The organism is Pseudarthrobacter sulfonivorans (assembly GCF_001484605.1).
Lineage (GTDB): Bacteria > Actinomycetota > Actinomycetes > Actinomycetales > Micrococcaceae > Arthrobacter > Arthrobacter sulfonivorans_A.
This window is the reverse complement of sequence record NZ_CP013747.1, coordinates 2,783,252-2,804,209: the sequence shown is the minus strand read 5'-3', so window position 1 is coordinate 2,804,209 and position 20,958 is coordinate 2,783,252. Positions and strand designations below refer to the sequence as shown.

Here is a 20,958-nt window from a genome sequence, read left to right as displayed (position 1 = left end):
TTCTGCGTGGTAGTTTTGAAATACAACGCTTAGGTTTCAGTGTACACATTGAAACCTCCGCGTCCACCCCCTATTACGCTCCGAACACCGACGTCCGGAAGGGCCTCAAATGACCTTTGTTGTAACCGAAGCTTGCGTTGATATCAAAGACAAAAGCTGCATCCAAGTATGTCCCGTTGACTGTCTTTTCGAGGGCAATCGGATGATGTACATCAACTCTGACCAGTGCATAAATTGCGGTGCTTGCGAGCCCGCCTGCCCGGTTTCAGCCATCCGCTTCGACGACGAGCTCGAAGGGGACGACGAAAAGTTCCTTGAGCTCAATGAGCTGTTCTTCGAAGAAGCGAAGCCACCAAAGGGCGGGCGCAAGCTCGGTCGCATCGATCACGACGTCGAGTACGTGGCGCAGCTTCCGAAAGCGACCTAATCGAACTCGAAACTAAGCATTACCGCTTATCTGTTGGTAACGTCAGGCACGAGGAAGACGCCGCAGTCCCCAGCGGGTGCTGTGCTGGTGCGAATGGGCGGCGTGGCAGTTCGTGCCCAAGCAGAGCCCACTGATGGGTCCTCCAGCGAGGGTCCATCACACAATGCCTGCTGACAGACTCCGATTCTGGTTCGCGCCGCCAGTCCTGATCACCTACCAAGACGAGGAGACAGCATGCTCAGACGTCGAGTTCCTCTCGATAGCACTACTCAGAGTGCGTTCGGATCAGGTGCGCCGGACTGGAAAACCCGCGCAGAAGAGGCACCAGCGCCGCTCCAGGTGATCAATATTGACGAATTTACTGAATCCCCTTGGATCGGCCTTCACTACAAGCATGAGTTCCTCCTGCACTACAGGCACGAGTTGTTATAACAGGCGTCAAATGCCGCCATGGCCAATCCCCTACAGAACCTTTAGGCTTCCACTGCCCGGACACTCCCGCACGCCCCAAAACCGGAACTCCGCAGCCAAATTCAACGCCGGGACGCCCAATAAGTAGGTTGGTGGATCAAGGCTTAGCCCTCCTGAACCTGATACCGGTCCAGCAGTTGCGCGCATCGGATCAGGCCCAGGTGCGAATAGGCCTGCGGATGGTTGCCTAGGTGCGTTTCTGTCACCGGGTCATACTCTTCGGGCAGCAGCCCGGTGGGTCCGATCAGGTTCACGAGCTGGCCGAACAGTACCTGGGCATCATCGGCGCGGCCGACTGCGAGATAGGCCTCGATCAGCCAGGTCGTGCAGATGTGGAAGCCGCCCTCCAGACCCGGCAGCCCGTCGTCGTACCTGTACCGGAAAACGGTGGGACCCACCCGCAGGACGCGTTCGACGGCGTTGACCGTTCCCAGGAATCGCGGGTCGTCCACGTCCAGCAGGCCGGAGAGGCCGATATGCAGGACCGCCGCGTCCAGATCCGGACTGCCGTAGGCCACCGTGTACGACGCCGAATCCTCGTTCCAGCCCTGACGCAGGACTTCGTCCCGGATGGTGTCTGCGGTGATGCGCCACAGCGGATCAGGCACCCGGCCGTGGCGCGCGGCGGTGCGCAGCGCCCGGTCCAGCGTGACCCAGCACATGACCTTCGTATAGACGTGGTGCCGTTGCGGGCGCCGGACTTCCCAGATCCCGTGGTCGGGTTCGTGCCAGCGGGCCATGACAGCCGCTGCCATCTGCTCCAGCAGTTCCCACTGAAAATCGGTCAGGAGATCGCGGTATTCACTCAGCCCGTGGATCAGCTCCGCGATCGGGCCGAAGACGTCCAGCTGCACCTGGTGGTCCGCGGCATTGCCGATCCGCACCGGTCGCGACCCTGCATAGCCTGGCAAACTCTCGATGGTGGCCTCTGTAACCATGGCTTTCCCGCTCACCGAATACAGCGGGTGCAGCCACTCGGGGCCTGGAGCCTCGTCCAGGATCCGGCCGAGCCACCGTAGGAAGCCCTCGGCCTCTTCCGTGGAACCCAGATCCACCAGTGCCTTCACGGTCATGGAACCGTCCCGCAGCCAGCAGTACCGGTAATCCCAGTTGCGGATTCCGCCGATTCCCTCGGGTAGCGAAGTGGTGGGCGCCGCAAGAACTCCGCCGGTCGGTTCGTGCACCATGGCCCGGAGGATGAGCGCGGAGCGCTTGACCAGGGCTGGACTGACCGCAGGCAGCTTCAGCTTCCGCACCCAGGCGCGGGATCCTGCGGCGACGTCGGCCCGGCGGGCCGGCTCGCCGTCGGGATCCAGCACAAAAGATTCGGTGTCTCCACAGCGGAGGTTTAGGACCACCGTCCCGTTGCCCAGGTCCACATCCGCCGTCGCTGTCGCATGGCGGCCGTCGGTGCTGACCATGAAGCCGACGCCCGGCGAATGCAGGACAATCGGATCGGAGACGCCCAGAACATGGAGCTCATGGCCGCGGACCTCCATGCTAAACGGGGCACTGGCGTAATCCGGCCGGGGCGCGAAAATGATCCTCGCCGTGCCGGTGCCGGAGAGCACCCGCACCAGGCTCGTGAGCCCGTCCGCCGACTGCTCCAGGTAATCCGTGACCGTGACATCCGCCCACCGGGTCTCGACGATCATCGTGTTGTCCACGTAGCGCTGCCCCAGCACCCGGGATGGTTTCACCGGCTCGACGCTGAAGTGACCGGCGGCGTCCCCGCCCAGGATTTGTGCGAACAGCGAGCCCGATTCCGGCATCGGGTGGGTCATCCAGCAGATCTTCGCAGCCGGGGTCACGAGCGCCGTGGAGGATCCGTTTCCCAAGAGGGTGTGCCGTTCCAGGCTGACGGCGTCTGCGCCAAACAGCCAGGCGCGGCGCAGCTCGAACAGCACGGCCAGGACCATCACGAAGGCATCCGGATCCCGCAGTCGGCGTCCGTCCTGCGGCCCCTCCCCCACCCTCAGCCCCAGGTCCGGACCTCGCAGTGTGGCCAATGCGTACTCGTCACTGGGGCCATCCCCGGCGTACAGGGCGGCAGTGATGCGCAGCTCGGATCGGAGGCGTTCGAGCGCGTGGCCCTTGGAAGGTTCCGCCAGAGACAGCTCCAGGACGGATCCGTCCACCATGAAGAACATCCCATGGTCCCGGGCGATCTGCTCTGCTTTGGCGGTCACCCTGGCTGCCACGTCCGGCGGCTTCCCGATCAGGTGAACGGACACCCCAACGGCTTTACTCGAAATTCTCTCGATCCTGAAGTCTTTTTCCAACCCCACCGCTTCAACTAGGGCGGCTCTTACTTCCTGCAGGACGGAAATGGTGCTCGGCGGCTGGCTGTAGAGAAAACCCATGTCGAACTCGGCACCGTGGGAACCCACCAGGTGGACTTCCGCAGGCAGCCGCGACGCGGAAGCCAGGTCTCGCAGTGAACGTCCGGAAATCACTGCCGCGTGCGTGTTGGGCAATGCCGCGATTGCACGCAGGGCAATCGAGGCACTGCCCACCGGGAGGGCCGCCACTGAGGTCCCCTCGGTGGTGAGTGTCCCGCCGTAGTTACAGGCCACCAGAAGGTTCGGAGTGCGTGCCAATATCTTCAGGTCGGATAGAAGCTGCGGCGACAGTGTTTCACCTGTAGCGTCCGACTGGAGCAGGGACCTGAGGAGGTCCTGCGGCAGCGAGTCGGAAAGCTGGGCAGAATTGGCCACCGACCGTCTGGCCGACCATCGGCTATCAGGAGTTGTCATCGCAGTTTCCTTACCGTCAGCCTCCGACTTGGGCTTTGACAGTTCCAGCGCGTCGGGACGGGTTTTCGTCTACGTCTGACGGGCATTTCACCCACGAACATGCACGGCGAACCATGAACCCATGGTGTTTCTCGGGAACGTCGGTGTCAAGAGTTCGCGTTGACTCAGACAGTTGGATGTTGGCGGTGACATGTCCGGGGACGGAAGGCTCTGAGAGCCAAAGCTCAGCGACTTTCAAGCAGGGCGATAATCTCCGACGCTGAACCAGTCTGCCCTAGAGCGGGAAAGACACGGCTGACACTGCTGAGGTGGGCATCCAGGTTCGGATCCGTCATGGCGTCGATCGCCAAGGTCACTGTATAGCCAAGGTCGTACGCGTCGCGGGCCGTCGACTCCACACCGAAACTGGTCGCCATCCCTGCGAGAACGACCTGGGTAACACGACGTTCCCTCAATAGCGATGAGAGATCGGTACCTGCGAACGCGCTCCAGGTCCGTCGGACGACGACGACGTCCTGGGGCTGCCGGTTGAGCTCGGGCAGGAGTTCGTTCCACTCGGGTGGGAACTGACGCGCACCTTCGCCGTAGTGGGTACGGCCTGCCGGCGTTCCGTCAACCGTAGCCAGCACCACGAGGAATTCGCGTTGACGGAAGGCTGACAGCAGTTCACCTGCCCGGGCAACGATCTGGCCGGTGGGATGCGCCGAAGGGTTGGCGACAGTTCCGGCCTGCAAGTCGATCACGATCAGGGCGATTTGTTGGTCAAGCACATTTATCGACATGGGCGCTCTCCTTTTGCATGGCGGTTGGTCCGGCGTGAGGGGTAACGGGTCAGCTGAAGCGAATTGATCCGAGCTTGGCGGTCATGCCAGGGTCGCGGTGGTCGAGGAACAGGGATGTTCCGGCGTCGAACTGTGCGATTTGGGCCATCTCGTTGTCGGTGAGGGTGAAGTCGAAGACCTGGATATTCTGCGCGATGCGTTCAGGTTTCGCGGATTTGGGGATCACGACGACGTCGCGCTGGTTGAGCCAACGGAGGACCACCTGCGCCACGGACTTGCCGTGCGCCTCGGCAATCGATGTGAGTCCAGGGTGGGTAAACAGGTCATTTTTCCCTCGGGCGAAGGGCCCCCAGGACATGATCTGCACGCCGTGTTCCTTCATGATGCGTTGGTCTTCGGTGCGCTGGTAGAACGGGTGGGTTTCGATCTGGTTGACGGCCGGGGTGATCTCGTTGTGCGTGATGAGGTCCACGAGGCGGTCCGGGTGGAAGTTGGACACGCCGATTGCCTTAGCGTGGCCGTCCTGATGGAGGTCCTGCATGGCCCGCCACTCGCTGTAGTAGTCACCGTAAGGCTGGTGAATCAGGTAAAGGTCCACGTAGTCGAGTCCCAGGCGCTGGAGCGAGCTGTTGAAGGACCGGACCGTGTTGTGCTCGCCCGAGTTCTGCACCCAGACCTTGGTGGTGACGAACAGCTCCTCCCGCGGGATCCCGCTCTTGGCGATGGCCCTGCCGACGGCCTCCTCATTCCGGTAGAGCGCGGCGGTATCGATCAGACGGTAGCCTGCTTGCAGGGCGGTCAGGACTGCTTTCTCGGTCTCGTCGTCGGGGATCTGCAGCACACCGAACCCGAGGACCGGCATTTCGACGCCATTATTCAGGGTCACGGCCTGCATGATCAGGAGACGCGTGCCCCACTCAGAGCGTGCACAATCTCCTCCACCCGTTCCTTCGCATCGCCGAACAGCATCCGAGTGTTGTCCCGGAAGAACAGCGGGTTCTGGACGCCGGCGTAGCCCGACGCCATGGACCGCTTGAACACGATGACCTCCTCGGCCTCCCATACCTTCAGCACCGGCATCCCGGCGATCGGGCTGCTCGGGTCTTCCGCCGCAGACGGATTCACCGTGTCGTTCGCGCCGATCACCAGCACAACGCTGGTCTCCGGGAAATCATCGTTCACCTCGTCCATCTCAAGCACGATGTCGTACGGCACCTTCGCCTCCGCGAGCAGCACGTTCATGTGTCCGGGGAGCCTGCCGGCAACCGGATGTATGCCAAATCTGACATCGACTCCACGTTCACGGAGTGAGCGCGCGAGTTCCGCGACGGGGTACTGCGCCTGCGCGACAGCCATACCGAAACCGGGTGTGATGATGACCGACTTGGCATCGGCCAGCAGCCGCGCCGTCTCTTCCGCGGTAATCTCGTGGTGCTCGCCTGTTTCCTCGCTGCCCTGGGTCGGAGCGGCAATGCCGAATCCGCCCGCGATCACCGAGATAAACGACCTGTTCATCGCCTTGCACATGATGAAGCTGAGGTAGGCGCCTGAGGATCCCACGAGCGCGCCGGTGACGATGAGCAGGTCGTTGTTCAGCAGGAAGCCGCTCGCCGCCGCTGCCCAGCCGGAATAGCTGTTCAGCATCGAGACGACGACGGGCATGTCGCCGCCACCGATCGACGCGACCAGGTGCCACCCGAGCAGCAGCGCAAGCGCGGTGACGGCCACGACCCACCAGGTTGACGGCGTGATGACGAACCATGCCGTTAGCGCGATGAAGACCACGAGCGCGCCAACGTTCAGCGCGTTGCGGCCCGGAAGCACGAGTGGAGCGGACTTGATGCGCGCCGACAACTTAAGGAAGGCGACGATCGAGCCCGTGAACGTTACGCCACCGATGAAAATGCCGACGAAGACCTCGCCGCGATGGATGCCGACCAGGTCGGAGGAGGTGTGGGCGCTGTCGAGGAAGCCACTCCAGCCGATGAGCACCGCTGCCAGCCCAACGAAGGAGTGTAAGAGGGCAATGAACTGGGGCATCCCGGTCATCTCGACCTTGGCCGCGCGCCACAGACCGACGGCGGCACCGATTGCCACGGCGCCGAGGAGAAGGATGATGCCGAGCTGATCTGCGCCCCGGATCACCAGACCAAACGTGGCACCCATCGCGATGACCATACCTGCGATGCCGTACGTGAGACCGCCGCGGGCGGTCTCGTGCTTCGAGAGACCGGCGAGGCTCAGGATGAAGAGCAGCGCGGCCACAATGTAGGCGGCGCCGGAAATTGCGAGCGTCACCGCGGAGAGGGAATCGGTAGTCATGGCGTTCAGTCCTTCGAGAACATGCGGAGCATGCGGCGGGAGACGGCGAAGCCGCCGAAGACATTGATGCTGGCGAGGAGCACGGCGGCGGCGGAGAGCACCTTCGTTACGGGGTCGTCGATCGCGAGCTGCAACATTGCCCCGACCACGACGATGCCGCTGATGGCGTTGGTCACCGACATGAGCGGGGTATGCAGCGCGTGGTGTACCTTGCCGATCACGTAGAACCCGATCACGACCGCAAGCACCAGCACTGTGATGTGCTGCGGCAACGGCGCCGGTGCGATGGCAATGGTCCCGAACAAGGCACCGATGCCGGCAATAGTGAGAGCGGCGCGTGCGGGCTTCGAAAGTTTCTTGGCCGCCTTCACCGGGGCTGCCGAAGCTTCGTCTGTGGTGGTCGCCTTGGGTGCGGCCGAGACGTGCACGGGGGGCGGCGGCCACAGTCTCTGGCCATTCTGCGCCACTGTGATCGCGCGCTGCACCACGTCGTCGTGATCGAGGACCAGTACGCCATCCTCCCCGGGAGTGAGCAGTTTCAGGAGGTTGACCAGGTTCTGCCCGTAGAGCTGCGACGCCTGCGCCGGCAGTCGACGCGCGAGGTCGGTGTAGCCGATGATCGTTACACCATTGGGGGTGACAACGAGCTCGCCGGGCACCGTACCCTCGACGTTCCCGCCGTTGGCGGCCGCGAGATCGACGATGACGCTACCTGACTTCATCGAAGCTACGTCGGCAGCGGTAAAGAGCTTCGGAGCCGCTCGACCGGGGATGTTGGCGGTGGTGATGATGATGTCGACATCCCGTGCCTGCTCCGAGTAGATCTCGGCAGCTCGCCGGTCGTAGGCCTCACTCGTAGCCTTGGCGTAGCCGTCGGTCGACTCCATCTTCTCGGCGACCTCAACGGCGAGGTAGCTGCCGCCGATCGATTTCACCTGCTCGGCTACTTCGGGGCGCGGGTCTGTCGCACGAACGATTGCCCCAAGGCTCGATGCGGTACCGATCGCGGCAAGGCCGGCGACGCCGGCGCCAGCGACAAGGACCTTCGCCGGCGGGACCTTGCCCGCCGCCGTGACCTGTCCGGTGAAGAACCGCCCGAATTGATTCGCCGCCTCGACGACGGCACGGTACCCGGCGATATTGCCGGTGGAGGAAAGGACATCCATCGATTGCGCCCGCGACAGACGCGGAACGGCATCTACAGCGAGTGCTGTGATAGGCAGCGCGACGAGCTTGTCTACGATGTCGGGGTTCAGGCCCGGACTCAGCCAGGACACCAGCGTGGCGCCTTCGGCCAGTAGCGCAAGGTGGTCATCGGACGGAGCATTCACTGTGAGCACGACGTCCGCGCTCCAAGCGGCGCTTTGATCGACGATCTCCGCTCCAGCGTTCGCATAGTCGCTGTCAGGGAAAGCAGATCCGGCCCCTGCACCGCGCTCGATCACGACCTCGTAGCCGAGCTTCATTAAGTGGGGGACGGTGGACGGGGTGCCGGCGACGCGTGTTTCGCCATCCGCACGTTCGGCGATAATTCCGATTCGCATCGGCATCTCCTCGGGTAGTGGTCAGATCAGGACTGTGGTGCTCAGCGCTTAGTAGATGAGGAGAGGGTTAATGATGACGCCCGTTGAGCGATGAATCGCTGTGGGAGCGGCGACCAGGAACCCGGTGGAGGTGCCTGCGGTCCTGAGCGCCGCTGCAGCAGGGCCGAGAAGGCTGTTGTCAATCAGGCAGAGACCTATGGCATAAATGAGTCCGTGCACTTCGAGCGCGTGCGGCGGGTCGAATCGTGCGTCATGGAAATCCCAAGACACCAGGCCCGGATCTTTCGACGCGATCCACTGCGCGCCCGACTTTCCGATTCCGGGCCGGGGCTGGAGTACGGCTCCCGGCGTGTAGCGGTGGCCCGCGGCCTCGAATCGATCCCGGCCCTGGTAGATGAGGAGCGCGTCGCCGGGCTCGAGCGTGACGCCCGTGGCGTCAAGGGCCTTATCTAGGTCCGCCGCAGTTACCGGTGACTCAGCGGTGACCCACTCAACGCCGCGCACGGCCGGGATGTCGAGCAGCACCGCCCGGGTGGCGATTCCGTGCTGAGCCCAGTTGACCATTGTGTCTTCGTCGGTCTCCGAGGACCGTGCCGGGATGGGACCATGCCAGCTCTCGTCGGCCCCCAGATGGGCTAGCCCGTCCATGTGCGTGTTGTGAATGCCGTGGGCGTCGTAGCGGATGAAGTCACCACCGTGTGCGGACCGGCCATGGATGCCGACCCTCACGTCGAGGTCCACGCTTCCGTGACCGTCGGGGAGCTCAGCAACGGCGAGTGCCTGCCACTGCAGCTTTTCCTCCTCGGCCACAACGGCGAGGGCTTCAAGCTGCTTGGCCCGGGTCTCGATCTCACGCTCTAGCGAAATCGCCTTGCCGAGGGACACCGCAGCGATTCCCCGGAGGCGGGCTGCCTCGTCGATGAGCGTCACCGAGCCGCGGCATTGCACTCCGTCGACATGGCGGGCTGCGTCGTGGGCTGCTCCGAGCTCACGCAGCCAGGGTGCGACCGGGTCGGGGGCGAGGTCAACAGACATATTTTGGGTACTCCAATTCTTTGAAACGAAACTTATGAGGCAGGGACGCTAAACGAGCGGGAAATGGCACGCCGCGAACTGGCCCGGGCGAACCTCGCGCATGGCCGGCTCTTCAACTGCGCACTTCTCCTGGCTGTTCGGGCACCGTGCGCGGAAACGGCAGCCCGACGGCGGGTTGAGCGGCGAGGGCAAATCGCCGTAGAGAGCGGGACCGACGAATCCGCCTTCCACTTCAGGCGACGGCACCGAGTCCAACAGACCTCGCGTGTAGGGGTGGGCCGGCCGCTCGTAAACCTCGACGGAATCACCGAACTCGCAGGTCTTGCCGAGGTACATCACGAGCACCTTGTCACTGAAGCTGCGCACCACGCCAAGGTCATGGGCGATAAAGACAATCGTGAGGTCGTACTTGCTCTTCAGGTCCTCCAGCAGGTTCAGAATCTGTGCCTGCACCGATACGTCGAGCGCGGATACCGGCTCATCGCAGATGAGCAGGCCGGGGCGGACGGCGAGCGCCCGGCCGATGGCGACACGTTGCGCCTGACCACCAGAGAGCTGGCGCGGCGACATCTCGGCGAACCGTTCCGTCGGCAGACCCACCTGTTCGAGCAGCTCGTCAACGACGGCCGCACGTTCCTTCGCGCCCTGCCCACCGATAGCAAGGCCTTCGGTGACGATGTCTTTCACCAGGCGCCGCGGGTTGAGCGAGCTCACCGGATCCTGAAAGATCATCTGCATGTCACGCCGGAGTTCCCGCATCCGCTTGTGGGTGGCGGTTTCGATCGTCTCGTCCCGGAACCGGACGTGCCCTCCGGCGATTGGATCGAGGCGCAGTACGGCCCGTCCCGTCGTCGACTTCCCGCATCCGGACTCACCGACGATGCCGAGCGTTTCACCGGGCAGGAGATCGAAGCTGACGCCGGCGACTGCTTTGAAACTCCCTCCCGACGTGTGATATTCGACCTCAAGATTTTCGACGGACAGAACTGCCGCGTCGCCGCGCAGGTGCGCGCTTCCGCTACCGGCCAACGAGCTCACCTTCTTTCGTGTTCACAGGGTGGGTGCACGCGGCTTCATGGTCATCGGCAAACGAGAGCATAGGAGGCTGCACTTCGATACAGTCCGGCGTTGATGCCGCGCACCGGGGCGCAAAGCGGCAACCCGCTGGAGGGGCGGTCGGAGAGGGCAGCGAACCGGGGATGACGTTGAGCGGCGCGTGGCGCTCATGATTGATCGTCGGAGTCGCCGAGAGCAGCGCATCGGTATAGCGATGGCGCGGGTCCTGGAACACGGTTCGGCTCGCACCGATTTCGGCGATGCGGCCCGCGTACATGACGGCGGTGCGGTCTGTGCTTCCCGCAACGACGTGCAGGTCGTGGGAGATGAGAATGAGCGACATCCGCCGCTGCACCTGTACCCGCCGCAGCAGATCCAGTACTTGGCGCTGGATGGTCACGTCGAGGGCGGTTGTGGGCTCGTCGGCGATCAGCAGGTCCGGCTCGCACGCCAGCGCAACGGCAATCATCACGCGCTGGCGCATTCCGCCGGACAATTCGTGCGGATAGGCGCGCAGCCGCCGCTCGGGGTCGGGCACACCGACTTCCCGGAGGAGGTCCAGCGCGCGGGAATTCGCTTCCGAACGGGAGATCCCGAGGTGTCGGCGCATCCCTTCGGTCAGCTGGCGCTCTACGCGGACCACTGGGCTGAGCGAGCGTCCGGGGTCCTGGAACACCATCGCGATCTGCTTGCCCCAAATACCCTGGAGCTCTTTTGGCTTCATGGTGAGCATTTCGCGCCCCTGGAAGAGGACCTGGCCTGTACGCCCCGATCGGGCCGGCATCAGGCCCATCACCGCCCGGGCCATCACGGACTTGCCCGAGCCGGATTCGCCGACGACGCCGAGCGCCTCGCCGTGCTGAAGGGTGAAGGACACGCCGTCCACTGCCTTGACGACTCCACGGGGGGAGCCGATGTAGGCATGGAGGTCGGTGACCTCGAGTAGTGCTCCGTCGCTCATGTCGCAGCTTTCACTAGTTCATATAAGGGAGAGGGGCCGGGGCACCACGAGGAGGACTCGCGATGCCCCGGTTGGCTCAGGGTTGGAGCCAGAGTTCGGCGGCCGACGGCGAGGTGTAGCCGAAGACAGTGGCTCCATGGACCTTGTCGGAAGTCAGCATGCCGTTGAGGTAGGACGTGTACAGGATGTACGGGTGCAGCTCGGCGAGCCGCTCCTGCACGATTTTGTACGCCTCTTTCTGCGCTTTGGGATCCTCCGTGAATCCGGCGTCAAGCGCGGCGCTCGTCTCGGCGTCTTTGAACCGGGCGTAGTTGGTGCGGTCGGCGGAGCCATGGAGCTGTCCCCAGAGCCGCGACCCGGGGTCGACGAATGCCATCGAGGAGGTCAGCGCCTGATAGTCGCCCGTGGTGCCGACGACGCCCTGCTGCGATGTGTCGCGCTGGTCGGGGGTGACGGTTACGTTCTTGTACTTCTGGAGCTGTGACTGCAGCGCGTCGAAGACGAGTTGTCCGCTGCCTGGGAAGACCGTGTAGGAAAAGTTCACCGGCTTGCCTTCAGCGGCGAGCTCGTCGAAGAGCTTCTGCGCCTTTTCAGGGTCGTGGGTAGTAAGCGGGATGTCCTCGTAGAGCGGTGAGTTTTCCGTGAACAGCGTCTTTGGTGCAGAGGGGTAGCCGCGCGTAATGGAATCCGACATTGCATTCAGGTCCAGTGCGTAGGCCAGTGCTTGACGCGCACGTACATCGTTGAAAGGCGCCTTCGCGTTATTCAGCATCAGCCCGACGCCGCCGTTGAACTGGTATTCGACTTTCTTGAATCCTGCGGCTTCACCCTCGGCGAAGATGGAGGCCTCGCTGTTGAGGATTGTGTCTGCCTGGCCGGAGATGAGCGCGTTGAGGCGCTGTGCGTTGTCAGCAACGCCCTGGATTTCGAGCGCATCCAGGTAGGGCTTCGGCGCGTCATAGTAGCCCGGGTTCTTCTTGAGCTTGAGCGTTCCGTTGGGGACCCAGCTGTCAAAGAGGAACGGACCGGCGCCGATCGGGTTCTTGTTGAACTCCGCCTGGCCTTTCTCCAGCGCTGTCGGCGACGCAATCCACTGGAGTGCGTAGATGGGCATCAGGCCCTCGAAACCGGGGTTTGGAACGGTCATTACGAGCTTTGCTGTTTCATTGTCGACCACCTCGATGTGGTCAATCTGGCTCGCGATGCCCGCACTCGCGGATCCGAACTTCGGATCCTTCATACGATCCCAGTTGTACTTGATGGCGGCGGCGTCGAACGGTGTGCCGTCCGAGAACGTCAGGCCCTTTCGAGTGACGACTTCCCATGTGGCCCCTTTGTCAGGGGTAGAGAACGACTCGCAGAGTCCGCAATCGTACTCGCCCGTTTCGGGGTTCGGGATCAGGAACTGACCGTACAGGGCCGTGTATGTGAGCGGCATCGACGTGGAGCTGAAGACCTGGACCGGGTCGAAGCCTTTCGGCTGCGAAAACTCGAGGGCTCGGAGCGTGCCTCCCGATACCGGGTCACCCGCGGGTGCGCCGGAGCTTCCGGCGGTTTCCCCGCCGGCGCATCCGGCCAGCAGGACTACAGTTGCCGTCGCGAGTGCGACGAACATGGATCTCCCCTTTGAAATCATGTTTCCTCTTTCTTGATGCTGTTAGGTGGAACGAAGCGCTCGGACCTCGGCATGAAGACCATGCCGGCGGTCCGCGGCGCTCAGTCCTGCAAAGTGCGGTCGAAACGGTGGCGGAGGTGTTCTCCGCCTTGGTTCAGGGCGAAGACGGTAAGGAACAGCACCGTGGCTGGAACGAACACCATGTAGGGCGCGGTGCGAAGGTCGACGGCTCCCGAGCTGATGAGCCCGCCCCAACTCGGAGTTGGCGGCGGGACACCGAGGCCAAGGAAGCTCAAGGACCCCTCGGCGACGATGAGTGCGGCGATGACGAGCGGCATGTAGGCAGCGAGTGACGGCACGACGTTCGGAAGGATCTCGCGGATAAGGATCCGGCCGCTCGAGGCACCCATGTTCCGCGCGGCACGCACGAACTCCCGGTTGGACCAGGCCATCGTGTTGGCCCGCGCAAGGCGCATAAAAGTGGGCGTGCCTGCGATGGCCAGACCCACCACCAGTACCGGAATGCTGGGCGAAAAGATGGCGGTGATCGCTAGGAGGAGAACGAGCACGGGGAACGACAGCAAGACGTCGGCGACCAGGGTGGTCACCCAGTCGGTCCCCTTGCGGAAGTATCCTGCGAGCAGCCCGAACACCGTGCCCAGGATGGCGCCGGACAAGCCTGCGACAACTCCGACAACCAGCGAGACCTGGGCCCCGTAGATGACACGGGACAGGAGGGACCTTCCAACTTGGTCAGTGCCGAGAAGGGTATTGAGTTCGCCGAGGCGCGGAGCCTGGCGTGGCGCTCCTATTGACTGGTCATACGCCGCGATTGGAAGTACCGGGGCAAACATGGCGAGCAGCACGATGAGCGCGATCCATACGTATGAAAACACCACCAGGATGGACAGTCGCTTGCGCGGCATCGAAACCCGGGGCGTTGCTACCGCCGTCCGCGAAGCGGTCTCGATGCCCCGTTCGCGCGGGATGGCTCTGGCAGTCATACGGCGGCCTCCTTCTTGATAGTCGCTTTCGGTTTTCTCTGGACCCGGGGGGCCCGCCGCACGCGTGGGTCGATAAGGCCGTACCCGACGTCGACGAGGGTATTGATGATCACGAACACGATGGCGATGAACGCCACGACCCCCTGCACGGTGATGACGTCTCGTTGGGCAATCGACTGCGTGATGAGTTGCCCGAGACCCGGGAGTACGAACAAGGCCTCAACGATGATGGTGCCGCCGATCAGCCGCGCGAGGCTCAGTCCGGAGACGGTCAGCAGCGAGAATGAGGACGGGCGGAACGCATGCCGGAACAGCACGTAGGCGCGCCCCATCCCCTTTGCCCTTGCGGCCGCGACGAAATCCTCGCGCAGCGTCCCAATAAGGTCCGCACGGAGCACGCGATGGAACGAGGCGATCTCCACCAGCCCTGCGGCCAGGGCAGGAAGGAACGCTGCGCGGAGGTTTGGCCCCAGGCCGGCCTCGATCGATGTCCAGCCGAGCGCGGGGAATCCCTTGAAGGTAATCGCGAACAGGAAGATCAGGAGCGGGCCTGCGACAAAGGTGGGTATCGACAGGATCACCGACGTGACAGCGTTGATTCCCCGGTCGAGAGCGCTGTTGGGTGCGGTCGCGGACAACACGGCGAGGACCACGGCGACCGACAGCGAGATGATAAGTGCCAGCGCGGCGATCTCCAGCGTGACCGGCAACCGCTCGGCAATGGACTGGGTTACGGAGCGGCCCGTGATGGGCGACGTTCCCAGGTCGCCCCGGACGGCATGCCAGAGCCAATCGAGGTACTGCACAAAGAACGGGCGATCAAGCCCGAGTTCCCGCTCAAGCGCCGCAATGTTTTCGGGGGTCGCCTCTTCGCCGAGCACGATCTGGGCAACGGAACCTGGCGAGAAATGCAGGAGCAGGCTCACCCCGAAGGTGACCAGCACGATCACGAGCGCCGCATAGCCGACTCGGCGCATTACATCAGTCATGAGACGGTCTACCGAAAGTACGTCCGCTTTCCAAGGCGGGCGCATCACCACCCTGGCGATCGGGTCGCGTATTGCTCATTTCGACTCCTTCGTCGTTTGCTCCATGAATCGCAGCACCGGACGCCCTTGGATCGGGTCTGGAGATAGTCCGTGCCGCTGGGACTGTGCCGCCGTTGCGAGTTTGTCGCCTTAGACGGAACAGTCGTTGCGTAATATGGTTTCGAGAGTGAGTCTGCACGTTTCACGGCACTGCTGTCAACCCTTTCCCGGATAGCTCCGGCACCAGGGCATGGCGAGGCGAAGGACGCATTGACGCAGCATCGTACTGATGGCAGACTCGAGCTAGCGTTTCGCAATACAGACTCTTCGTTCTCTTGTAGAGAACAGAACATCTCGAAGTAAGTACGACAGACAATGATGTCGACCTGGCTCGCACCAGAAGAAGGAGTACACACAGTGACCGACTACCTCGGATATTCCGGCAAGACCTGCGTTGTTACGGGAGCAGCATCGGGCATGGGCAAGGCCCTGGCTGAGATCCTCGTCGACCAGGGCGCCGAAGTGCACGCCCTCGACCGCGTCGAATCGCCCGTCGAAGGCTTGACTGCGTCGATCGTCACAAACCTCGGCGACAAGGACTCGATCGACGCAGCCTTCGCACAGCTCCCCAAATCCATCGACCGGTTCTTCGGCGTGGCGGGTGTGTCAGGCGTCCACACGGACTTCCTGGAGACCGTCACGATCAACTTCATCGCCAACAAGTACATCGCCGACACGTACCTCGTCGACCGCGTCGTCGCTGAGGGATCACTGACGTTCGTGACGTCGAACGGTGGCCTTCGGTGGGATCGCCCGGATGTACGCGAGGAGACAGCAGCACTCATCCACGGAACGAGCTGGGATGAGCTCCTCGGTCTCGCGAAGGGAATCGATGCCGAGCTCGGCGGCATTCCCGGATCGCTGGGGTACATCCTGTCCAAGCGCATGCTGAACCTCTGGGTCGCGGAAGAAGCCGTGAAGTTCGCGGACCTGCGGAAGATCCGCATCAATGCCCTGCTGCCCGCCATGACCATCTCCGGCATGTTCGACGAGTTCGCGGAGATGAAGGGCGGCCGGGAGGCAGTAGACGCCGATCTCGGGCCCGCCGGCCGCCTCGCGGAGTCGGTGGATATGGCGCGCGCACTCGTCTTTCTCGGTGGCGATCTCGCGAGCTACGTCTCGGGCGCCCACCTCTCAGTCGACTTCGGCATGAACTCAATGGCACTCGCCGGCCTCGCCCCGGACCGGACCACCTGGACTCTGCGAGGAGTCCTCTCCAAGCAGTCCGCGTGAGCATCTGAGCACCACACGCCCGCAGCACCCGAAACGTTTCGGTACAGAATTCACAACACTTTCAGAAACAGGAGACGTACATGACTGACGTACTCACCCAGCGCGGCGCCCCGGTCAACATCCGGCATGCCGATCGCCTCTACATCAACGGCGAGTGGATTCTTCCCACGAGCAAATCCGGCTTCGACATCATCGATGCCGGCACCGAAGAGACTTTCTTCCGCGTCGCCGAGGCCGGGCCCCATGACATGGACGCGGCGATCACCGCCGCCCGATATGCGTTCGACCACTCGCCATGGCCGTTCCTCGAACCGCAGGTGCGTGGTGAGTACCTCCGCAAACTCGGGGCGGGACTGCGCGCGCGTTCGTCGGAGACCGGGACGTTCTGGTCGCGGCAGGCCGGCGTGCTGTTCTCCATGTCGCAGATGGCAATCACCCGCGTATCGAACACCCTCGACTACCACGCAGACCTCGCAGCGACCTATCCGTTCGAAGCCCTGGCGACACCGGAGTTCGCCCCGTTCGGCGTCGTAGTGAAGGAACCGATCGGCGTCGTCGGCGCGATCGTGCCTTGGAACACGCCGCTGTCGCTCGCGATCCACAAGCTGGCCCCGGCCCTTCTCGCCGGCTGCACCGTTGTCCTGAAGGCACCTCCTGAGGCACCTGGCGAGTTGTACGTGCTTGCAGAGATCGCCGAAGAAATCGGCCTCCCAGCCGGCGTGCTCAACGTCGTGACTGCCGACCGCGAAGTTTCTGAGCAGCTCGTGCGAGACCCGCGCGTCGACAAAATTTCGTTTACGGGGTCCAGCGGCGTGGGACGGCGGATCGCCTCGTTGGCCGGCGAGCGGATGGCCCGGTACACCCTGGAGCTCGGCGGAAAGTCCGCGGCGGTCATCTTCGACGACTATGACATCGAAACCGCCGCCAAGACCCTTTCCGCCGCGGAATGCTCGCTCAATGGCCAGGTGTGCATGTCGCTGACCCGCGTGATCGTCACGAAGTCGCGCCACGACGAGATGGCGGAAGCACTCGGATCCATCTTCGGCTCGGTGCGGGTCGGAGACCCGTTCGAAGCCGACAGCCAGCTTGGCCCGCTGGCGCTGGGACGCCAGCAAGAGCGAGTGCTGGGCTATATCCAGAAGGGCATCGACGAGGGCGCGAACCTGGTCACCGGCGGCCGCCGTCCTGCGCACCTCGAGCGTGGGTTCTACGTTGAGCCGACCGTCTTCGCGAATGTTGACAACAACTCAACGATCGCCCAGGAGGAGATCTTCGGCCCGGTCCTATCGGTCATCGCTGCCGACAACGAAGAGCACGCGATTGAGCTCGCGAACGGGACCGTCTACGGACTGAACTCGGCCGTGTTCACCAACGACAATGACCGGGCGTATCACGCGGCCCGCCGGCTTCGTTCGGGAACGGTTGGCCACAACGGCTTCAAGACGGACCAACTGATGGGCGTCGGGGGGTTCAAGCAGTCCGGTGTGGGCCGCGAAGGCGGCTTGCAGGGCCTTCTCCCCTACCTGGAATCGAAGACGGTACTGCTCGACGGCGCCCCCTCACGTTTCCAGTGACCCACGCGCTGCCCGCACAGACAGAAAGACAGACCTATGACAACCACTGAGATCGACCCGACCGAGGTCGACTTTTTCACAGACCCCGACGTCGCATCCAAAGCCGAGCCGTACTTCGACCACATGCTCGCGAACCACCCGGTATTCCGGGAGCCGAAGTACGGCGTCGTCATCGTGACCGGCTACGAAGAGGCCCTGCAGGTCTACCACCAGCCCGAGGTGTACTCCTCGATCAACCGGGTGGGCGGTCCGGTCATTGACCTTCCGGTCGAACTCGTGGGCGACGACATCACCGAGATCCTGGAGAAACACCGCGAGTACTTCGGCGCCAGCGACCAGATCGTCACCTTCGATCCGCCCGTGCATACGGACCACCGCGCCATCCTCATGGGGCTCATCACCCCCAAGCGACTCAAGGAGAACGAGCAGTTCCTCAAGGAAACCGCAGACCGGTTCCTCGACGAGCTCATCCCCAGGGGGAACACGGAATTCATTTGGGACTACGCAAAGGGCTACACAATCCTTGCCGTCGCCGATCTCCTCGGCGTCCCCGTGGAAGACCACCAGATGCTGCTCGATCTGCTTGCCTCGTCACCGGGACCGGTGCTCGGAAATCTCGAGCTCCAGACGAACAACCACCAGACCGGCCTCGAGAAGATGTACGACTACTTCATCGCGAAGATCGTGGAGCGGCGCGAAGACCCGAAGGACGACATCCTGACCGGAATGGCCGTGGCGACCTTCCCTGACGGCTCGCTCCCCGAGCCCATCGAGGTCGCACGCATCGCCGCCAACCTCTTCTCCGCGGGCCAGGAAACGACCGTGCAGCTGCTTGGCATCTCGGTGGCTCGAATCGCAGACGACCCCGAGGTCCAGAACCTGCTGCGCAGCGAGCCCGCGCTCATCCCTAAGTTCCTTGAGGAGACGCTCCGCATCGAGGCACCGATTAAGGGATCGTTCCGCATCACCAAGACAGCGACGAGCCTCGGTGGGCTCGATCTTCCGCCCGGGACCAACGTCATGCTCCTGCATGGTGCCGCCGGCCGCGACCCGCGGGTTTTTGACAACCCCGAGGACTTCGACGTTCTGCGCGCCAACGCGCGCCAACATCTCGCTTTTGGACGGGGAATCCACACCTGTCCAGGTGCGCCGCTGGCACGGGCCGAGGCGGTCTTCTCTATCCAAAGGCTCCTTGAGCGCACGAGCAGCATCCAGGTGAGCGAAGAGCACCACGGACCGGCTGGAGCGCGGGAGTGGGACCTGATCCGCAGCTACAAATTCCGTGGGCACACCAAGCTCCACCTCACCTACACCCCGGCAGGGTCCTGATGTCCGCGAAGCTCAGCGTCGACCGGGACCGCTGCATGGGCTCAGGCCAGTGCACGTTCTACGCCCCGGCCACCTTCGATCTCGACGATGACAGCATTGCCATCGTCGTCGACGATCACGGCGATGGCGACGACAAGATCCTGATGGCGATAGAGGTCTGTCCGACGCGTGCTATCGCGCGGGCCGATGCGGAAGGCGATAACACGTGAAGACGGAGTCTGAAGCGAGGGTGTCAGTGGTCATCGCTGACATGGAGACCGACGAGCTGCTCAGCACGTTCCCCGAAGGGCCACGGCTCCTTGGCACGCGCTGCGGTGATTGCGGTCGGGAAATGATCGGCACGCGGGTCGTCTGCAGCACGTGCGTAAGTTCCAACGTCAGCACCATAGCTCTCCCCTCGACGGGAACTCTTTACTCATTCACCCGCTTGCACGTGGGGGGAGACGGAGTCCGCCCCCTGGGCTATGTCGACCTCGACAACGACGTGCGCACGCTCGCCGACATCCGCGAGGGCGACACACCCCTTGAGCCGGGCATCCGCGTCGAGCTCGGTGTGGAGGGCGACAACTGGTTCTTCGCACGCGCAGCCGGCGAGACGAAAGGGCAACACCATGACTGAAAAAGTTTTCGTAATCTCAGCCGCGATGATTCCGTTCGCGAAATACCGCACATCCTCGTACGTCGGGCTCGCTGTGCCGCCGCTCATCGACGCGCTGCGCAGCGCGGGCGTCGATAAGTCCGATGTCGATGCAGTCTACGTCGGACACTCCTACGGCGGCATGATGACCGGGCAGCGGATCTGCAAGGAAATCGGTCTCGGTGATGTGCCGACAGTAAACGTGGACAACGCCTGCTCGAGCGGTGCAACCGCGATCCACGAGGCCTCGACGGCGATCGCCCAGGGGCTTGTCGACATCGCTGTCGTCATCGGTGTGGAGAAGCTGACGCAGTTCGGCGGTGGTGCGTTGCCGCTCTCCCCGGAGGATCGCGAGGTAAAGCAGGGCATCATCATGCCTGCCGTCTACGCCATGCGAGCGACACGGTACCTCTATGAGACAGAGGCGACCGCCGAGGACCTTGCGCTCGTCAGCGTCAAGGCCCGCAAGCATGGGGCGCTCAACCCCTTCGCACAGTTCCGCAAGGAAGTAACAGTCGAAGAGGTGCTCGCTTCCCGGGCCGTGGCCGACCCGCTCACCCTGTTGATGTGCTGCCCGACCGGCGACGGCGCCGCCGTCGTCGTCCTCGCTTCCGAGCGCGCCCGGAAGCGGCTCGGCACGTCCGGCGGGATGCGCATCGCAGCCTCAGTCCTGCACTCCGGTCATGTTGAGGAAGGTTTCCGCGATATGACCAGACCCGACATCAGTTCCCGATCCGCCCAGGACGCGTACGAGCTTGCCGGCATCGAACCGAAGGATCTCGACATGATCGAGCTCCACGATGCGTTCTCCATTGCCGAGCTCGTGTACTACGAGGCGTTCGGGCTCGCGGAGCGTGGCCACGCGGCCGATCTGATTCGTGACGGCAAGACCACGTTCGGCGGTGATGTCGTGGTAAACCCGAGCGGTGGACTACTGTCCAAGGGCCACCCGGTAGGGGCAAGCGGCGTCGCCCAGGTTGCCGAAGCATTCTGGCAGCTCAACGGACAGGCTGGCGGCCGGCAGATTGACGATGCGCGCTGGGCGATGACCCACGTGACCGGCGGTGGCACCGCCGGCCTCGACCACGGTGCCTGCACAATCCACATCTTCGAAGCAGCATGAG

General features: G+C 63.3%; 18 protein-coding genes. 7 read left to right on the top strand and 11 right to left on the bottom strand.

Annotated features, from left to right (window positions below):
- Positions 1-109 precede the first annotated feature (109 nt).
- Entirely contained in the window at positions 110-427 is a 318-nt protein-coding gene (gene fdxA, locus AU252_RS12620) for a ferredoxin (RefSeq protein WP_058931024.1), read from the top strand.
- Between the two features lie 575 nt (positions 428-1,002).
- Here the strand turns inward: fdxA and AU252_RS12615 are convergent.
- From AU252_RS12615 to AU252_RS12565, 11 genes are all read right to left on the bottom strand, one after another.
- On the bottom strand, positions 1,003-3,654 hold the full coding sequence (locus AU252_RS12615; protein ID WP_058931023.1) for a trehalase-like domain-containing protein: 2,652 nt from the start codon (positions 3,652-3,654) through the stop codon (positions 1,003-1,005).
- Positions 3,655-3,878: 224 nt separating this feature from the next.
- Complete coding sequence (locus AU252_RS12610) at positions 3,879-4,436, bottom strand: cysteine hydrolase family protein (RefSeq protein ID WP_058931022.1); 558 nt, start codon at positions 4,434-4,436, stop codon at positions 3,879-3,881.
- A gap of 49 nt (positions 4,437-4,485) precedes the next feature.
- A complete protein-coding gene (locus tag AU252_RS12605; protein WP_058931021.1) occupies positions 4,486-5,331 on the bottom strand; it encodes an aldo/keto reductase in 846 nt (281 codons plus the stop codon).
- A 2-nt stretch (positions 5,332-5,333) separates the two neighbouring features.
- Positions 5,334-6,758, bottom strand: coding sequence for a Re/Si-specific NAD(P)(+) transhydrogenase subunit beta (pntB, locus tag AU252_RS12600; RefSeq protein WP_058931020.1), 1,425 nt, complete (start codon positions 6,756-6,758; stop codon positions 5,334-5,336).
- Between the two features lie 5 nt (positions 6,759-6,763).
- The gene (locus tag AU252_RS12595) at positions 6,764-8,302 is read right to left on the bottom strand and encodes a Re/Si-specific NAD(P)(+) transhydrogenase subunit alpha (protein WP_205630571.1); all 1,539 of its coding nucleotides are present in this window, start codon (positions 8,300-8,302) and stop codon (positions 6,764-6,766) included.
- Positions 8,303-8,350: 48 nt separating this feature from the next.
- Positions 8,351-9,337 (bottom strand): cyclase family protein, encoded by a 987-nt coding sequence (locus tag AU252_RS12590; RefSeq protein WP_058931018.1) that lies wholly within the window; start codon positions 9,335-9,337, stop codon positions 8,351-8,353.
- Positions 9,338-9,385: 48 nt separating this feature from the next.
- Positions 9,386-10,366: an ABC transporter ATP-binding protein gene (locus tag AU252_RS12585; protein ID WP_058931017.1), complete on the bottom strand. Its 981-nt coding sequence runs from the start codon at positions 10,364-10,366 to the stop codon at positions 9,386-9,388.
- A complete protein-coding gene (locus tag AU252_RS12580) occupies positions 10,356-11,354 on the bottom strand; it encodes an ABC transporter ATP-binding protein (RefSeq protein WP_058931016.1) in 999 nt (332 codons plus the stop codon). Before AU252_RS12580 ends, AU252_RS12585 begins: the two co-directional genes overlap by 11 nt.
- Before the next feature lie 76 nt (positions 11,355-11,430).
- On the bottom strand, positions 11,431-12,969 hold the full coding sequence (locus tag AU252_RS12575) for an ABC transporter substrate-binding protein (RefSeq protein WP_058931015.1): 1,539 nt from the start codon (positions 12,967-12,969) through the stop codon (positions 11,431-11,433).
- A 101-nt stretch (positions 12,970-13,070) separates the two neighbouring features.
- Complete coding sequence (locus AU252_RS12570) at positions 13,071-13,973, bottom strand: ABC transporter permease (protein ID WP_058931014.1); 903 nt, start codon at positions 13,971-13,973, stop codon at positions 13,071-13,073.
- The gene (locus tag AU252_RS12565) at positions 13,970-14,962 is read right to left on the bottom strand and encodes an ABC transporter permease (RefSeq protein ID WP_083510366.1); all 993 of its coding nucleotides are present in this window, start codon (positions 14,960-14,962) and stop codon (positions 13,970-13,972) included. Before AU252_RS12565 ends, AU252_RS12570 begins: the two co-directional genes overlap by 4 nt.
- A 456-nt stretch (positions 14,963-15,418) precedes the next feature.
- Here AU252_RS12565 and AU252_RS12560 point away from each other — a divergent pair, with 456 nt between their 5' ends.
- From AU252_RS12560 to AU252_RS12535, 6 genes are all read left to right on the top strand, one after another.
- A complete protein-coding gene (locus tag AU252_RS12560) occupies positions 15,419-16,294 on the top strand; it encodes an SDR family oxidoreductase (RefSeq protein ID WP_058931013.1) in 876 nt (291 codons plus the stop codon).
- 80 nt (positions 16,295-16,374) lie between these two features.
- Positions 16,375-17,868 carry an aldehyde dehydrogenase gene (locus AU252_RS12555; RefSeq protein WP_058931012.1) on the top strand — a complete coding sequence of 498 codons (1,494 nt, stop codon included), beginning with the start codon at positions 16,375-16,377 and terminating at the stop codon, positions 17,866-17,868.
- A gap of 36 nt (positions 17,869-17,904) precedes the next feature.
- Positions 17,905-19,197: a cytochrome P450 gene (locus tag AU252_RS12550; RefSeq protein WP_058931011.1), complete on the top strand. Its 1,293-nt coding sequence runs from the start codon at positions 17,905-17,907 to the stop codon at positions 19,195-19,197.
- The gene (locus AU252_RS12545) at positions 19,197-19,406 is read left to right on the top strand and encodes a ferredoxin (RefSeq protein ID WP_058931010.1); all 210 of its coding nucleotides are present in this window, start codon (positions 19,197-19,199) and stop codon (positions 19,404-19,406) included. The genes AU252_RS12550 and AU252_RS12545 overlap by 1 nt, the downstream gene beginning before the upstream one ends.
- Positions 19,403-19,816: a Zn-ribbon domain-containing OB-fold protein gene (locus AU252_RS12540; protein ID WP_058931009.1), complete on the top strand. Its 414-nt coding sequence runs from the start codon at positions 19,403-19,405 to the stop codon at positions 19,814-19,816. Before AU252_RS12545 ends, AU252_RS12540 begins: the two co-directional genes overlap by 4 nt.
- A complete protein-coding gene (locus tag AU252_RS12535) occupies positions 19,809-20,957 on the top strand; it encodes a thiolase family protein (RefSeq protein ID WP_058931008.1) in 1,149 nt (382 codons plus the stop codon). Before AU252_RS12540 ends, AU252_RS12535 begins: the two co-directional genes overlap by 8 nt.
- The last annotated feature ends 1 nt before the right edge of the window (position 20,958 follow it).

Bases quoted from the DNA above. Each gene is read 5' to 3' on its own strand.
- AU252_RS12570 (WP_058931014.1), bottom strand. From the start codon at position 13,973: ATGACTGCCAGAGCCATCCCGCGCGAACGGGGCATCGAGACCGCTTCG.
- pntB (WP_058931020.1), bottom strand. From the start codon at position 6,758: ATGACTACCGATTCCCTCTCCGCGGTGACGCTCGCAATTTCCGGCGCC.
- AU252_RS12615 (WP_058931023.1), bottom strand. From the start codon at position 3,654: ATGACAACTCCTGATAGCCGATGGTCGGCCAGACGGTCGGTGGCCAAT.
- AU252_RS12565 (WP_083510366.1), bottom strand. From the start codon at position 14,962: ATGACTGATGTAATGCGCCGAGTCGGCTATGCGGCGCTCGTGATCGTG.
- AU252_RS12550 (WP_058931011.1), top strand. From the start codon at position 17,905: ATGACAACCACTGAGATCGACCCGACCGAGGTCGACTTTTTCACAGAC.
- AU252_RS12575 (WP_058931015.1), bottom strand. From the start codon at position 12,969: ATGTTCGTCGCACTCGCGACGGCAACTGTAGTCCTGCTGGCCGGATGC.
- AU252_RS12555 (WP_058931012.1), top strand. From the start codon at position 16,375: ATGACTGACGTACTCACCCAGCGCGGCGCCCCGGTCAACATCCGGCAT.
- AU252_RS12595 (WP_205630571.1), bottom strand. From the start codon at position 8,302: ATGCGAATCGGAATTATCGCCGAACGTGCGGATGGCGAAACACGCGTC.
- AU252_RS12545 (WP_058931010.1), top strand. From the start codon at position 19,197: ATGTCCGCGAAGCTCAGCGTCGACCGGGACCGCTGCATGGGCTCAGGC.
- fdxA (WP_058931024.1), top strand. From the start codon at position 110: ATGACCTTTGTTGTAACCGAAGCTTGCGTTGATATCAAAGACAAAAGC.
- AU252_RS12610 (WP_058931022.1), bottom strand. From the start codon at position 4,436: ATGTCGATAAATGTGCTTGACCAACAAATCGCCCTGATCGTGATCGAC.
- AU252_RS12605 (WP_058931021.1), bottom strand. From the start codon at position 5,331: ATGCAGGCCGTGACCCTGAATAATGGCGTCGAAATGCCGGTCCTCGGG.
- AU252_RS12535 (WP_058931008.1), top strand. From the start codon at position 19,809: ATGACTGAAAAAGTTTTCGTAATCTCAGCCGCGATGATTCCGTTCGCG.
- AU252_RS12580 (WP_058931016.1), bottom strand. From the start codon at position 11,354: ATGAGCGACGGAGCACTACTCGAGGTCACCGACCTCCATGCCTACATC.
- AU252_RS12590 (WP_058931018.1), bottom strand. From the start codon at position 9,337: ATGTCTGTTGACCTCGCCCCCGACCCGGTCGCACCCTGGCTGCGTGAG.